13 protein-coding genes are annotated in these 13,243 nt (G+C 66.4%); 9 read left to right on the forward strand and 4 right to left on the reverse strand.

Annotation, left to right across the window (positions count from 1 at the left end; all coding sequences use genetic code 11):
- Window positions 1-59 precede the first annotated feature (59 nt).
- Genes ABNK63_RS08900 through hflD form a run of 3 tightly spaced genes read left to right on the forward strand, consistent with a single transcriptional unit; the run spans window position 60 to window position 2,318 of the window.
- Entirely contained in the window at window positions 60-545 is a 486-nt protein-coding gene (locus ABNK63_RS08900; protein ID WP_350015420.1) for an NUDIX hydrolase, read from the forward strand.
- A complete protein-coding gene (mnmA, locus tag ABNK63_RS08905; RefSeq protein WP_350015421.1) occupies window positions 542-1,684 on the forward strand; it encodes a tRNA 2-thiouridine(34) synthase MnmA in 1,143 nt (380 codons plus the stop codon). The genes ABNK63_RS08900 and mnmA overlap by 4 nt, the downstream gene beginning before the upstream one ends.
- A gap of 10 nt (window positions 1,685-1,694) precedes the next feature.
- Complete coding sequence (gene hflD / locus ABNK63_RS08910) at window positions 1,695-2,318, forward strand: high frequency lysogenization protein HflD (protein ID WP_007808964.1); 624 nt, start codon at window positions 1,695-1,697, stop codon at window positions 2,316-2,318.
- A 151-nt stretch (window positions 2,319-2,469) separates the two neighbouring features.
- On the opposite strand, the gene ABNK63_RS08915 is transcribed toward hflD, so the two are convergent.
- On the reverse strand, window positions 2,470-3,723 hold the full coding sequence (locus tag ABNK63_RS08915) for a porin (protein WP_350015422.1): 1,254 nt from the start codon (window positions 3,721-3,723) through the stop codon (window positions 2,470-2,472).
- Window positions 3,724-3,909: 186 nt separating this feature from the next.
- On the opposite strand from ABNK63_RS08915, the gene rnt reads away from it, so the two are divergent.
- From rnt to phoU, 6 genes are all read left to right on the forward strand, one after another.
- Window positions 3,910-4,569, forward strand: a complete 660-nt coding sequence (gene rnt, locus ABNK63_RS08920) for a ribonuclease T (RefSeq protein ID WP_007808968.1) — start codon at window positions 3,910-3,912, stop codon at window positions 4,567-4,569.
- Between the two features lie 175 nt (window positions 4,570-4,744).
- Window positions 4,745-5,779, forward strand: coding sequence for a phosphate ABC transporter substrate-binding protein PstS (pstS, locus tag ABNK63_RS08925; RefSeq protein ID WP_350017202.1), 1,035 nt, complete (start codon window positions 4,745-4,747; stop codon window positions 5,777-5,779).
- Window positions 5,780-5,918: 139 nt separating this feature from the next.
- The gene (gene pstC / locus ABNK63_RS08930; protein ID WP_350015423.1) at window positions 5,919-6,926 is read left to right on the forward strand and encodes a phosphate ABC transporter permease subunit PstC; all 1,008 of its coding nucleotides are present in this window, start codon (window positions 5,919-5,921) and stop codon (window positions 6,924-6,926) included.
- The gene (gene pstA / locus ABNK63_RS08935) at window positions 6,926-7,792 is read left to right on the forward strand and encodes a phosphate ABC transporter permease PstA (protein WP_007808974.1); all 867 of its coding nucleotides are present in this window, start codon (window positions 6,926-6,928) and stop codon (window positions 7,790-7,792) included. Before pstC ends, pstA begins: the two co-directional genes overlap by 1 nt.
- Entirely contained in the window at window positions 7,785-8,594 is an 810-nt protein-coding gene (pstB, locus tag ABNK63_RS08940; protein ID WP_007808976.1) for a phosphate ABC transporter ATP-binding protein PstB, read from the forward strand. The genes pstA and pstB overlap by 8 nt, the downstream gene beginning before the upstream one ends.
- Before the next feature lie 137 nt (window positions 8,595-8,731).
- Window positions 8,732-9,454 (forward strand): phosphate signaling complex protein PhoU, encoded by a 723-nt coding sequence (gene phoU / locus ABNK63_RS08945; protein ID WP_007808978.1) that lies wholly within the window; start codon window positions 8,732-8,734, stop codon window positions 9,452-9,454.
- Between the two features lie 24 nt (window positions 9,455-9,478).
- On the opposite strand, the gene ABNK63_RS08950 is transcribed toward phoU, so the two are convergent.
- Genes ABNK63_RS08950 through rnr form a run of 3 tightly spaced genes read right to left on the reverse strand, consistent with a single transcriptional unit; the run spans window position 9,479 to window position 13,064 of the window.
- Entirely contained in the window at window positions 9,479-9,751 is a 273-nt protein-coding gene (locus ABNK63_RS08950) for a hypothetical protein (RefSeq protein WP_007808979.1), read from the reverse strand.
- On the reverse strand, window positions 9,748-10,494 hold the full coding sequence (gene rlmB / locus ABNK63_RS08955) for a 23S rRNA (guanosine(2251)-2'-O)-methyltransferase RlmB (RefSeq protein ID WP_350015424.1): 747 nt from the start codon (window positions 10,492-10,494) through the stop codon (window positions 9,748-9,750). Before rlmB ends, ABNK63_RS08950 begins: the two co-directional genes overlap by 4 nt.
- Entirely contained in the window at window positions 10,491-13,064 is a 2,574-nt protein-coding gene (rnr, locus tag ABNK63_RS08960; RefSeq protein ID WP_350015425.1) for a ribonuclease R, read from the reverse strand. The genes rlmB and rnr overlap by 4 nt, the downstream gene beginning before the upstream one ends.
- Window positions 13,065-13,243: the final 179 nt, after the last annotated feature.

Here is a 13,243-nt window from a genome sequence, read left to right on the forward strand (position 1 = left end):
GGTGCGTCAGCAGAGGTGATGGCACAATGGGCACTTTTCCACCCCGGTATTGCCTGTCCATGGCCGATTCCTCCCCCAGCTCCGACATCTGGCGTCCGCACGTCACCGTGGCCTGTGTGGTGGCCAGGGGCGAACGCTATCTGATGGTGGAGGAAGAAGTGGCCGGGCGACTGGTCTACAACCAGCCGGCCGGCCACCTGGACGACCACGAAAGCCTCGCCGCGGCGGCCCTGCGCGAAACCCTGGAGGAAACCGGCTGGACGGTGGAACTGCAGCACCTGATCGGCGTGCATCAGTGGCGCAGCACCGAGCATGGCGACGCGGTGATCCGCTTCAGCTTCGCCGCGCGCGCGGTCAGCCATGATCCCGACCGCCCGCTGGACACCGACATCCGCCGCGCGCTGTGGCTGACCCGCGACGAGATCGCCGCGCTGGGCGAGTGCCTGCGCAGCCCGATGATCCTGCACAGCATCGACCTGTGGCTGGGCGGCCAGCGGTTGCCGCTGGAAGCCCTGAGCCACCTGCCCGAGGGCGAGCCGTCGTGAAGGTGATGCTGGGCATTTCCGGCGGCGTCGACTCGTCGGTGGCCGCCTTGCTGCTGCAGCAGGCCGGCTACGAGGTCGAGGGCCTGTTCATGCAGAACTGGGAAGAGGACGAGCGCTCCGGCCCCTGCACCACCGATGCCGACCGCAAGGACGCCGTGGCGGTGTGCGGGCGGCTGGGCATTCCGTTCCACGCGCGCAACTTCGCCGGCGAATACTGGGATGGCGTGTTCGAGCATTTCCTGGCCGAGTATCGTGCCGGGCGCACGCCGAACCCCGACGTGCTGTGCAATCGCGAGATCAAGTTCAAGACCTTTCTCGACGAAGCGCATGCGCTGGGCGCCGCAAAGATCGCCACCGGACACTACGCCCGGGTCGACTGCGTGGACGGTCGTTACCGCCTGCTGCGTGCGGTGGACGCGGCCAAGGACCAGAGCTATTTCCTGCATGCGCTGGGCCAGCAGCAACTGGCTGCCACGCTGTTCCCGCTGGGCGACCTGGAAAAGCCCCGCGTGCGTGAGCTGGCCCGCGAGGCCGGCCTGCCCACCCACGCCAAGAAGGACTCCACCGGCATCTGCTTCATCGGCGAGCGCGACTTCCGCGGGTTCCTGTCGCAATACATACCGGCCCGCCCCGGCGAGATACGCAGCCCGGACGGCGAGTTGATCGGCGAACACGACGGGGTGATGTATTACACCCTGGGTCAGCGCAACGGGCTGGGCATCGGCGGACGCCATGGCGCCGGCAGCGAGCCCTGGTACGTGGTCGGCAAGGACGTGGCGGCGAACGTGCTGTATGTCGCCCAGGGCGGCGAGAACCGCTGGCTGCATTCGCGGCGTTTGCGCTCGGAAGCCGCGACCTGGGTCGATGGGCATGCGCCTGCGCACGAGTTTCGTTGCACCGCACGCACCCGTTATCGACAGACCGACCAGGCCTGCACGGTCAGCGTGACCACGGGCGGCCTGGACATCAGCTTCGACGAAGCCCAGCGCGCCGTCACCCCCGGACAATCGGTCGTCCTCTACGATGGCGAGGTCTGCCTCGGCGGCGCGGTGATCGCCGCCACCGACGCAGCCTACGGCGGCCTGCTGCCGGCGTTCGCCTCCCCTCCCCCCGCAAGAGTGGCTCCAACCCGTGCTTGAAACTTTTTCCATGACCGAAGAGCGCGTGCTTGCCTTGGCCGGCTTGTTCCAGGCCTGCGCGCTGGCCCAGCAACTGGCCAATGACGGGCGTTGCGACGAGGGCGCGATGGAAGCCAGCGTGGCCAGCGTGTTCCGCATCGATGCGCCTTCCGTGGTCGCCGTTTACGGCGACGCCGCGAACGTGCGGCTCGGCCTGCGCACGCTGATCGCCCAGCTCGACGAAACCGGCCGCGACATGGCGGTCACCCGCATGACCGTCACCGTGATGCGGCTGGAGCGCAGCCTGGCCGCACGTCCGGACCTGCTGGAGAAACTGCAGCAGGGCATCATTGCCGCGCAGCGGCAGGTCGAGCACTTCGGCCAGGATTCCAGCCAGGTCAACAGCCGGCTGGCCGAGCTGTACGCCTCCACCCTGTCGATCCTCAACCCGAGGGTGATGGTCAGCGGCAACCCGCAACAGCTGCAGTTGCCAAGCGTGGTGGAAAAGGTTCGCACCAACCTGCTCGCCGCGGTGCGTTCGGCGGTGCTGTGGCGGCAACTGGGCGGACGCCAGTGGCAACTGCTGCTGTACCGGCGCCAGTGCAGCATGCTGGCGCGCGGCCTGCTGACCGGCTCCACGCTGGATCGCCGCTGACCGCGGGTCTTCGCTCGACGGAAAAGCAAACGGCGGGCAAAGCCCGCCGTTTTCCTTCCCTGGGTGGAACTCCCTTGCGATAACCCTTGCGTTGTCCCCGGCGCTCGTCGCCGTCCGCAGGGCCGCAGCATGCCACGGCCCTGTGACAGTTTTAGAAGCGCACCTCGCCGAACACGCCGATCTCGTTGGTCTTCACGTTCTGCACGTGCAGCGGGGCCGGCGTACCGACCGACTTGTCCGCCTTTTCGTGCTTCCACACGCCGGCGAGCTTGAAGCCCTTGGTCACCTGGAATTCGACGCCGGCGTTGTAGTAGACGTCCTTGTTGGCGCTGTCCAAGGTCTTGCTGAGCTTGGCATTGTCGTAGCGGGCAAACAGGTTGACGCCATCGGCGATCGCTACGCTGCCCCACACCGAGTAGCCGTCGGCCTTGTCCGTCGACGTGGTCAGCACGTTGTTCCAGTTCTTGGCGGTGAAGTACTCGGCGCCCAGACGGAACGCGTCGCTGGCGTACGCCACCAGCAGATCGCCGCGCTGGGCGGTGTTCTGCGCATCGGTCAACTGGGTTTCCTGACCACGGTGGCCACTGTAGCCACCGACGGCCACGACCATGTTCTCGAACGGCACGAAGCCCACACGTCCCTCGACATCCACACCCTTGCTGCGGCCCGGGTTCTTGTAGCCGTTGCCGTTGACCACGGACACCGCGTAGTTGAGCGACTTGCCGGCACCGATGTCGCCGCCCACGTGCAGACCCCAGTCCGCCGAGTTGGCGTACTTCAGGCGGTCGGTCGTGGTGGGTTCCACGTAGCGGAGTCCGTAATAGTTCTCGACGAACGGAATCCACGGCATGTCGGCCGAACCGATGCGGAACACCGCAGCCTGGTCGAACTTGCCCTGCACATACGCCTTCTTGACGAAAAGGTTGGTTTCGCCGTCGTTGCTGACGTAGTTGAAGTCGGTGGTCAGGTTCATCGACCAGATGTCGTTGAACTTGTGGTCGACGCCGAGGTAGAAGCGCTTCACGTCGATGCCGAGGCCGGACGCATTGGTCTTGCCGGTATCGCTGTTCTTCTGATCGATGCTGGTGACATCGAAGTACATTCTGCCGGACAGCGTGGTGTTGTTGACCGCCTTTTCCAGCGCCGCGAACTTCTTGTCGCTGGCGGCCGTCACGCTGGTGGCCTTCTCCACCGCCTGGCCCGTGCTGACATTGATCTCGGATTGCGCGTCGGTGCGCTGTTCCAGTTCGTCCACCTTGGCCTGCAACGCGCTCAACTGGGCCTTGAGGAGTTCGATTTCGCTGCTGCTGGCGGCCGGGGTCGTCCGCTGCGGCGCCGCGGCGGCCGTGAAGCTGCTGACGCCCAGGCCAGCTGCGATCGCTACCGCAATCAATTTGGAACGCATGTCATTACTCCGAAAGTTGATGGGAAAATCTCGATCGCCCCCTCGATCCCGATGGCCGGCCAGCGATTCGTTAACAAGTTTGCCCAGCGATTTTTACTGTTGAATGCCGCTTTCATGACAGCACCATGACAGCCAGGCCTTGCTCCGCTGCCTCATGCCGCGCGGCACGACTGATATGCTTCGCCGATGGAAATTCCCAACAACAGCGCCACGCCACGCATGGCCGACCGGTTCCGCGGCTTTCTGCCGGTGGTGGTCGACGTGGAAACCGGCGGCTTTGACGCCGAACATGATGCACTGCTGGAAATCGCCGCCGTGCCCCTGTGCATGGATGCGGACGGCTTCCTGCAGCGGCAGCCTACGGTATCCACGCACGTCGAGCCCTTCCCCGGCGCCAACCTCGACCCGCGTTCGCTGGAGATCACCGGCATCGATCCGACCAATCCGCTGCGCGGCGCACTGGCCGAGCGGCAGGCGCTGGATCACATCTTTCATGTGGTGCGCGAAGCGGTGCGCGAGGCCGGCTGCCAGCGGGCGATCCTGGTGGGCCACAACGCCGCGTTCGACCTGGGTTTCCTCAATCAGGCGGTGAAACGCTGCGGACACAAGCGCAACCCGTTCCACCCGTTCAGCTGCTTCGACACGGTCAGCCTGGGCGGACTTGCCTACGGCCAGACCGTGCTGAGCAAGGCGGTGCTCGCCGCCGGTCATGCGTTCGACAGCCGCGAAGCCCATTCCGCCGTCTACGACACCGAACGCACCGCCGAGCTGTTCTGCAGCGTGGTCAACCGCTGGCGCCAGCTGGAGCTGTTCGAGCAGGCGCATGTCGGGCTTGGCGTGGGCTGAGGCGAGAGCGGGGAACGGGGAACGGCAGCGCATCGCCGCTTTCGCTCTCGTTACCCGTTCCGCGTTCCAAATGACAGCATGTCATCTTCCTGAAACATTCATTTCATCCAATGGCAACACGAAGAGCCTGAAATGGCGGGGTCGCATCCGACCTCACTCGATAGGAGCTACCGTGTTGACCATCCGCAACTTACCTGTCCGATTCGCTGCCGTCGCCACGCTGGCCGTGGCCTCGACTTTCGGCGCAGCCGCCGCGCAGGCCACCGACATCACCGGCGCCGGCTCCAGCTTCGTCTACCCGGTCATGTCCAAGTGGTCGGCCGCCTATGCCGGGAAGACCGGCAACCGCCTCAACTACCAGTCGGTGGGCTCCGGTGCCGGCATTGCGCAGATCAAGGAAGGCACCATCGACTTCGGCGCGTCCGACGCCCCGATGAAGGCGGAAGACCTGCAGAAGTACGGCCTGGGCCAGTTCCCGATCGTGGTCGGCGGCATCGTGCCGGTGGTCAACATTGCCGGCGTGCAGGCGGACCAGGTCAAGCTGGACGGCGCCACCCTGGCCGACATCTTCCTGGGCAAGATCACCAACTGGAACGATCCGAAGATCGCCGCGCTGAACGCGGGCCTGGCCCTGCCGGCCGGCAAGATCACCGTGGTGCATCGTTCGGACGGTTCGGGCACCTCGTTCAACTTCACCAACTACCTGTCCAAGGTCAGCCCGGAGTGGGCCAGCAAGGTCAAGTTCGGCACCGCCGTTGAATGGCCGACCGGCGTGGGCGGCAAGGGCAATGAAGGTGTCTCTCAGTACGTGCGCCAGATCAAGGGCTCGATCGGCTACGTCGAGTACGCGTATGCGGTGAAGAACAAGCTCGCCTGGGTCGACCTGAAGAACGCCAGCGGCAACTTCATGAAGCCGAGCGCCGATGCCTTCGCTGCCGCTGCCGCCACGGCCGACTGGGCCTCTGCCCGCGACTTCAACCTGATCATGACCAATGCACCGGGCGAACAGGCGTGGCCGATCACTGCCACCACCTGGATGATCATGTACAAGTCGCCGAAGAATGCCGGCAACACCAAGGTCGCCTTTGACTTCTTCAAGTACGCGCTGGAGCATGGCCAGCCGGCGGCCAGCGAACTCGACTACGTGCCGCTGCCGGCCGCGCTGGTCAGCAGGATCGAGGCATACTGGGCTTCCGAGTTCAAGCATTGATGGCTTGATCGAAGCCGCCACCCCTCCCGCTCACCCCGAGCAGCGAAGTCGAAGGGCAGCCTTCGACTTCGATCCTCGGGGTCTACGCTCAGGGTGAGCGGGAGGGGCGAGGTTCACGAGTTCATTCGCAGAGTCCCGCATGACCATTGCCTCCACCCCCGACATCCTGGAACAGCGCAGCCGTCGCGACGCCCGTCACGAGCGGCTGTTTCGCTGGCTGCTGAAGGGCTGCGCGCTGATCGTGCTGGCGGCCCTGCTCGGTGCCGCCGGCGCCACGCTGTGGGGTGGCCGCGAGGCATTCGCCACGTTTGGCTGGCACTTCCTGGTCAGCTCGGAATGGGACCCGGGCAATGACGTCTACGGTGCGCTGGTGCCCGTCTACGGCACCCTCGCCACCTCCTTCATCGCGTTGCTGATCGCCGTACCGGTCAGCTTCGGCATCGCCGTCTATCTGTCCGAAGTCGCGCCGACCTGGCTGCGCACGCCGATCGCCTCGGCGATCGAGCTGCTGGCCGGCATTCCCTCGATCATCTACGGCATGTGGGGGCTTTTCATCTTCGCCCCCTTCTTCGCCGAACACATCAAGCCGTGGCTGACCAACAACCTCGGCAACAAGCCCGACGACGGCAAGCTGTCGTGGGTGGCCGAACACGTGCCCTTCGTGGGCAAGCTGTTCGGCAGCGACTACCCGTTCGGCGCCAGCATCCTGGTCGCCGGCATCGTGCTGGCGATCATGATCATCCCGTTCATCTCCTCGGTGATGCGCGAAGTGTTCCAGACCGTACCGACCCGGCTGAAGGAGTCGGCCTATGCGCTGGGCTCCAGCACCTGGGAGGTGTCGTGGGACATCGTGCTGCCGTACACCCGCTCGGCGGTGATTGGCGGCATCTTCCTCGGCCTCGGCCGCGCGCTGGGCGAGACGATGGCGGTGACCTTCGTGCTGGGCAACGCGATGCAGCTGTCGGCGTCGCTGCTCGACCCGGGCACCTCGATCGCCTCGACCATCGCCAACCAGTTCAGCGAAGCGGCGGGCCTGCAGAAGTCCTCGCTGATGGCGCTGGCCTTCCTGCTGTTCGTGGTCACCTTCATCGTGCTGCTGATCGCGCGCCTGATGTTGCGACGCCTGGCCAGCAAGGAGGGGCGCTGATGAACACCCTGTACCTGCGCCGCCGCATCGCCAACGCGCTGGCGATGGCGCTGAGCCTGCTGGCCACCCTGGTCGGCCTGGCCTTCCTGGCATGGATATTGTGGGAAACCCTGCGCCAGGGCGTCGGCGCCCTGGACCTGAAACTGTTCACGAAAATCACGGCCTATGGCGAGGACGGCGGCCTGCTGAACTCAATGGTCGGCAGCCTGGTGATCAACTTCATCGGCATCGGCATCGCCACGCCGATCGGCGTGCTGGCCGGAACCTGGCTGGCCGAATACGCGAACCGCACCAAGCTGGGCGAGTCGATCCGCTTCCTCAATGACATCCTGCTGTCGGCACCGTCGATCGTGATGGGCCTGTTCGTCTACACCATCATCGTGCTGCCCAGCACCGCCCTCACCCACGGCTCGACCAGTTTCTCGGGTTTCGCCGGCGGCGTGGCGCTGGCGCTGATCGCGCTGCCGGTGATCGTGCGCACCACCGACGAGATGCTGCGGCTGGTGCCATCCACCCTGCGCGAAGCGGCGCTGTCGCTGGGCGTGCCGCAGTGGAAGCTGACCTTGCAGATCCTGATCCGCGCCGCCCGCTCGGGCATCATCACCGGCGTGCTGCTGGCGCTGGCCCGCATCAGCGGCGAGACCGCCCCGCTGCTGTTCACCGCGTTCGGCAACAACTACATGGCAGTCAACCCGCTGGAGAAGATGTCCAGCCTGCCGCAGATCATCTACCAGTACGCCAATGACCCGGGCGACGCGATGCATGCCCTGGCCTGGGCCGGCGCGTTCGTGATCACCATGTTCGTGCTGCTGCTGAGCCTGGCCTCGCGCCTGATCCTTTCCCGCACCAAGGTGTCCCATGACTGATTCCGCCCTCGCCACGAACCCGGTGCCGGTGGCGCCCGCAGCGACGGTGGCGCCCAAGATCACCGTGCGCGACCTGCACTTCTACTACAACGGCTTCCATGCGCTGAAAGGCATCAACATGGACATCCCGGAAAAGCAGGTCACCGCGATCATCGGCCCGTCCGGCTGCGGCAAATCCACCCTGCTGCGCATCTTCAACCGCATCTACGCGATCTATCCGAAGCTGGAGGCGAAGGGCGAGATCCTGCTGGACGGCGACAACATCCTCGATCCGCGCTATTCGATGAACCGCCTGCGCAGCAAGGTCGGCATGGTGTTCCAGAAGCCGGTGCCGTTCCCGATGACGATCTTCGAGAACGTGGCCTACGGCATCCGCCACCACGAGAAGCTGTCGCGCAAGGACATGGAAGGCCGGGTCGAACAGGCACTGCGCAACGCTGCGCTGTGGGACGAGGTGAAGGACAAGCTCAAGCAGAACGCGCTCGGCCTCTCCGGCGGCCAGCAGCAGCGCCTGTGCATCGCCCGCGCGATCGCCCTGAAGCCCGAAGTGCTGTTGCTGGACGAACCCACCTCGGCGCTGGATCCGATCGCCACCGGCCGCATCGAACAACTGGTGGAGGAACTGAAAAGCCAGTTCACCATCGTCATCGTCACCCACAACATGCAGCAGGCCGCGCGCGTTTCCGACCAGACCGCCTTCATGTACCTGGGCGAGCTGATCGAGTACGACCGCACCGAGAAGATCTTCACCAAGCCGGGCAAGAAGCAGACCGAGGATTACATCACCGGGCGGTTTGGCTGATCCAGGCCCCTCTCGCTCGGGGAGAGGTTGGGGTGAGCGTACGGGCGAAGCCGCGGCGCCACGCCCCGCCCGAACCCTCATCCGCCCTTCGGGCACCTTCTCCCGAGGGGAGAAGGGAACAAGACAACGAGGCAACCATGAACACCGGCACCGACCACATCATCAAGAGTTACGACAGCGAGCTGGCCCGGCTGACCGGCGAGATCGTGCGCATGGGCGAGCTGTCGGTGACCCAGCTTGAAGCGGCCATCGACGTGCTGGAGCGCCGCGACGAGCGCGCCGCCCAGCGGGTGGTCGGCAACGACGAGGCCATCGACCAGCTGGAGCAGGAGATCGGCCACGACGTGGTGCGCCTGCTGGCGTTGCGGGCACCGATGGCCGGCGACCTGCGCAACGTATATGCCGCGCTGCGGATTGCGTCGGACATCGAGCGCATCGGCGATTACGCCGCCAACGTGGCGAAGCGCTCGATTCCGCTGTCGATGGTGGCGCCGGTCGCCCCGGTCCACGGCCTGAACCACCTGGCCAGGCTGGCCGCCGAGGAAGTGCGCGAAGTGCTGGCGGCCTACAGCGACCGCGACGTCGAACGCGCCTACCAGGTGTGGAAGAACGACGTGGTGCTCGACGAAGCCTATACCGGCTACTTCCGCCAGCTGCTGACCTACATGATGGAAGACCCGCGCAACATCACGCCGTGCACCCACCTGTTGTTCATGGCCAAGAACATCGAGCGCATCGGCGACCACGCCACCAACATCGCCGAGAACATCTGGTTCCAGGTCACCGGCGAACCGCTGGACAAGCAGCGCAGCAAGCGCGACCTGACCTCGAACCCCGAGATCACCAAGCTGGGCGAGTGAGTCGGCGGCGAGCGCGCTCCTGACTCAGGGCACCCGCGCATCCTTCCCGCGACGCAGCCGCAGGCCGCGCAACACGCCGAAGATGCCGATGGCGGCCCAGGCCACTTCCATCACGAACGCGGACAGGTTGAAGCTGCCGAACAGCAGCGACAGCAACACGCCCAGCGCGCCGACGATGTTCATTACCTGGTAGGTCAGGCCGTTGCCGTGCAGCTTGTGTGCCTGCAGCAACAGGAATGCCAGCAGCACCAGCACCACGCCGATGTAACCGGCCCAGTCATGCCACATCAGGTTCATCGTTTCACGCTCCGCTGGCGCAACGCCTCGAACAGCACCACGCCGGTGGCGACGGAAACGTTGAGGCTTTCCATCGTGCCCGGCATCGGGATCTTCGCCACGAAATCGCACAGCTCGCGGGTCAGCCGGCGGATGCCCTCGCCTTCGCTGCCCAGCACCAGCGCCACCGGCCCCCTGAAGTCGACACCGTAGATGGTGGTGTCGGTGTCGCCGGCCAGGCCGGTGATCCACACCCCGGCGTCCTTCAGTTCGCGCAGCGTGCGAGCCAGGTTGGTCACTGCGATCAGCGGCACCCGATCGGCGCCACCGGCCGAGGCACGTCGCACCACCGGAGTGAGGCCGACCGCGCGGTCCTTCGGCACGATCACCGCGGTGGCCTTCGCCGCCGCTGCGCTGCGCAGGCAGGCGCCAAGGTTGTGCGGGTCGGTGACGCCATCCAGCACCAGCACCAGAGCGTCGCTGCCGTCGCGTTCCAGCAGGCCGGCCAGGTCATTCTCGTGTGCCGCGGGCGCCGCTTCATAGCGTGCCGCCACGCCCTGGTGGCGAGCTTCGCCGGCATGCCGGTCCAGCTCGTCGCGCGGCCGGTGCAACACCGGGATGTTCAACTTCTTTGCCCGCTCGGCCAGCTCCAGCACGCGGGCGTTGCGCTGGCCATTCTCGACCAGCACCTCGCGCACGCGTTCGGCGTCGTTGCTCAACGCGCCTTCGACCGGGTTGATCCCGACGATCCAGCTCTCACTCATGACTTGCCTTTCGGTTTGGGTCGACGCCGGGGCTGCTTCTTCGTCGCGGGCGCGGCGGCCGGGGCCTGGCCAGGTTTCGAGGAAGCCCCCTTGCGCGAACCACGGGAGGACGATGCATCGGCCTTGCGGGCCGGACGCTGCGCGCCGCGCGCCGTCGACGACGAACGCGGCGGCGGATTATCGCCTGTCGCCGCCTTGCGTGGGGCCGGGGCCGGGGCCGGTGCTGGCGCCGGTGCGGGCGCCGCGACTGCTGCGTCCTTGCGCCCGAACGCACGACCGATCGCCTTGGCCGCGCGACCGAACATGCCCGGCGCCTTGGCGGCCGCCGCCTTCTTCGGCAGCGAATAGCGCTCGCCGCTGGCCGCATAGTCGTACGCCCTGGCGCTGCCGACCGGCGGCGTGGCCGGCGTGCGCGGCGAGACCAGCCGGAAGTCGATCTTGCGATCCTCCAGGCTGGCGCGCAGCACCTGGATGCGCACATGGTCGCCCAGGCGGAACTGTGCGCCGGTGCGCTCGCCCTTGAGCAACTTGCGGGTGGCGTCGAAGTGGTAATAGTCGTTGGCGAGCTGGCTGATGTGCACCAGGCCGGACACCTTCGACTCGTCCAGCTCCACGAACAGGCCGAACGAGGTGACGCCGGTGACCACGCCATCGAACTCGCTGCCGATGTGCTTTTCCATCCAGGCACACTTGAAGCGCTCGTCGACGTCGCGCTCGGCCTCTTCGGCGCGTCGCTCGCGCTGCGAGCAATGGATCGCCATCGCCGCCATGTCGCTGGGGCTGTAGGTGTAATCGGCCGGCTTGCGGCCGGTCAGCGCGTAGCGGATCGCCCGATGCACCAGCAGATCCGGATAGCGGCGGATCGGCGAAGTGAAGTGCGCGTACGCCTGCAGCGACAGGCCGAAGTGGCCGCGGTTGTCGGGCTGGTACGCCGCCATGCTCTGCGAGCGCAACAGCACGTTCTGGATCAGTTCGCGCTCGGGGCGGTCGTGCACCAGCGCCAGGATCTCGGCGAAATCCGCCGGGGTCACTTCGTCCACCGGCGGCATGCGCAGCTTGAACTCGCGCAGGAACTGCTGCAGGTCTTCGTACTTCTCCGCCGGCGGCGGCTCGTGCGCGCGGAACAGCGCGGGGATCTTCTTCTTCTCCAGGAACAGCGCCGCCTGCACGTTGGCGGCGATCATGCACTCCTCGATCAGCTTGTGCGCGTCGTTGCGCTCGGTGGCGCCCATCGACTCGACGCTGCCCCTCTGGTCGAGGCGGAACTTCACTTCCGGCGTCTCGAAGTCGATCGCGCCGCGCCGCTTGCGCTGGCCGGCCATCGCCTTGTACAGCGCGTGCAGGTTTTCCAGCTGCGGCAGCACGTCGGCCACTTCGTGGCGGGCGTCCTTGTCGCGCAGGCCGACCGCCTGCCATACCTTGTCGTAGGTGAGCCGCGCGTGCGACAGCATCACCGCGTCGTAGAACTTCGATCTGGTGACGTTGCCTTCGGCATCGACCAGCATGTCGCAGACCATGCACAGCCGTTCGACGTTCGGGTTCAGCGAGCAGATGCCGTTGGACAGGGTCTCCGGCAGCATCGGCACCACGAAGCCGGGGAAGTAGGTCGAGGTGCTGCGTTCGTAGGCCTCGCGATCCAGCGCATTGCCGACCTGCACGTAGTGCGACACGTCGGCGATCGCCACGATCAGCCGCCAGCCGCCGCCACGCTTCGGCTCCGCGTAAACGGCGTCGTCGAAGTCGCGCGCGTCGGCGCCGTCGATGGTCACCAGCGGCAGCTTGCGGATGTCGGTGCGGCCTTCGCGCTCGGCGGCGGTCACCACCGCCTCCACCTGGGCCGCGTCGCGCAGCACGTCGGCCGGCCATTCATGCGGCAGGTCGTGGCTGGCGATCGCCATTTCCACCACCAGCGACGGTTGCAGGCGTTCGCCCAGCACGGCGCGGATCTCGCCCACCGGGCCGCGCTGGGCCGTTGGCGGAGCGGTGATCTCGACCACCACGATCTGGCCCGACTTCGCACCCTGTTCCGTGCCCGGCTTGATCATCACGTCCTGGGTCAGACGGCGGTCATCGGGCGATACGAGGGTCACGCCGTCTTCGATCAGCACCCGGCCGACCAGTCGCGGCGAACGCCGCTCCAGCACTTCGGCGATCGCGCCCTGCTTGCGGCCGCGGCGATCGATGCCGACCACGCTGGCCAGCACGCGGTCGCCATGCATCACCGCACGCATCTGCTGCGGCGACAGATAGAGGTCCTCGCCACCCTCGTCCGGGCGCAGGAAGCCGTAGCCCTCGGCGTTGGCCAGCACGCGGCCGGCGATCAGGTCGAGTTTCTGAGTCGGCGCGTAGCCGCCGCGACGGCCAAGCAGCATCTGGCCATCGCGCACCATCGCCCCCAGGCGCTTGCGCAAGGCTTCGAGATCGACTTCTTCCTGGATGCCGAGCGCCTCGGCGATGCGCGCTTCGGTCAGCAGCTCGCCGCGCTCTTCGAGCAGGGCGAGGATCGCCTCGCGGCTGGGGATCGGGCGCGCATAACGCTGCGCCTCGCGATCGGCATGGGGATCACGCACGGCGCCTGCGGCGGCCCGGGTGCGCTTGTCCGGCGTGGATGCAGCGCGAGGCGTCCGCTTGGCGGTTTTTTTCGCGGGATGCGAGTCCTGGGGATGGCCGGACTTGGGGGGAGTTTTTCTGGTCACTCAGTATCCTTGTGATGTTTGCGCCGCGGAGAATGCCACGTCGCGAGAGATGG

It is taken from the genome of Rhodanobacter sp. IGA1.0 (assembly GCF_040208325.1).
Classification (GTDB): Bacteria; Pseudomonadota; Gammaproteobacteria; order Xanthomonadales; family Rhodanobacteraceae; genus Rhodanobacter; species Rhodanobacter spathiphylli.

What these genes read in the sequence shown, in the direction of transcription:
- phoU (WP_007808978.1), top strand. Translation starts at nt 8,732, where the DNA reads ATGAACACCGGCACCGACCACATCATCAAGAGTTACGACAGCGAGCTG.
- rlmB (WP_350015424.1), bottom strand. Translation starts at nt 10,494, where the DNA reads ATGAGTGAGAGCTGGATCGTCGGGATCAACCCGGTCGAAGGCGCGTTG.
- ABNK63_RS08915 (WP_350015422.1), bottom strand. Translation starts at nt 3,723, where the DNA reads ATGCGTTCCAAATTGATTGCGGTAGCGATCGCAGCTGGCCTGGGCGTC.
- pstB (WP_007808976.1), top strand. Translation starts at nt 7,785, where the DNA reads ATGACTGATTCCGCCCTCGCCACGAACCCGGTGCCGGTGGCGCCCGCA.
- hflD (WP_007808964.1), top strand. Translation starts at nt 1,695, where the DNA reads ATGACCGAAGAGCGCGTGCTTGCCTTGGCCGGCTTGTTCCAGGCCTGC.
- rnt (WP_007808968.1), top strand. Translation starts at nt 3,910, where the DNA reads ATGGAAATTCCCAACAACAGCGCCACGCCACGCATGGCCGACCGGTTC.
- ABNK63_RS08900 (WP_350015420.1), top strand. Translation starts at nt 60, where the DNA reads ATGGCCGATTCCTCCCCCAGCTCCGACATCTGGCGTCCGCACGTCACC.
- pstC (WP_350015423.1), top strand. Translation starts at nt 5,919, where the DNA reads ATGACCATTGCCTCCACCCCCGACATCCTGGAACAGCGCAGCCGTCGC.
- ABNK63_RS08950 (WP_007808979.1), bottom strand. Translation starts at nt 9,751, where the DNA reads ATGAACCTGATGTGGCATGACTGGGCCGGTTACATCGGCGTGGTGCTG.
- pstA (WP_007808974.1), top strand. Translation starts at nt 6,926, where the DNA reads ATGAACACCCTGTACCTGCGCCGCCGCATCGCCAACGCGCTGGCGATG.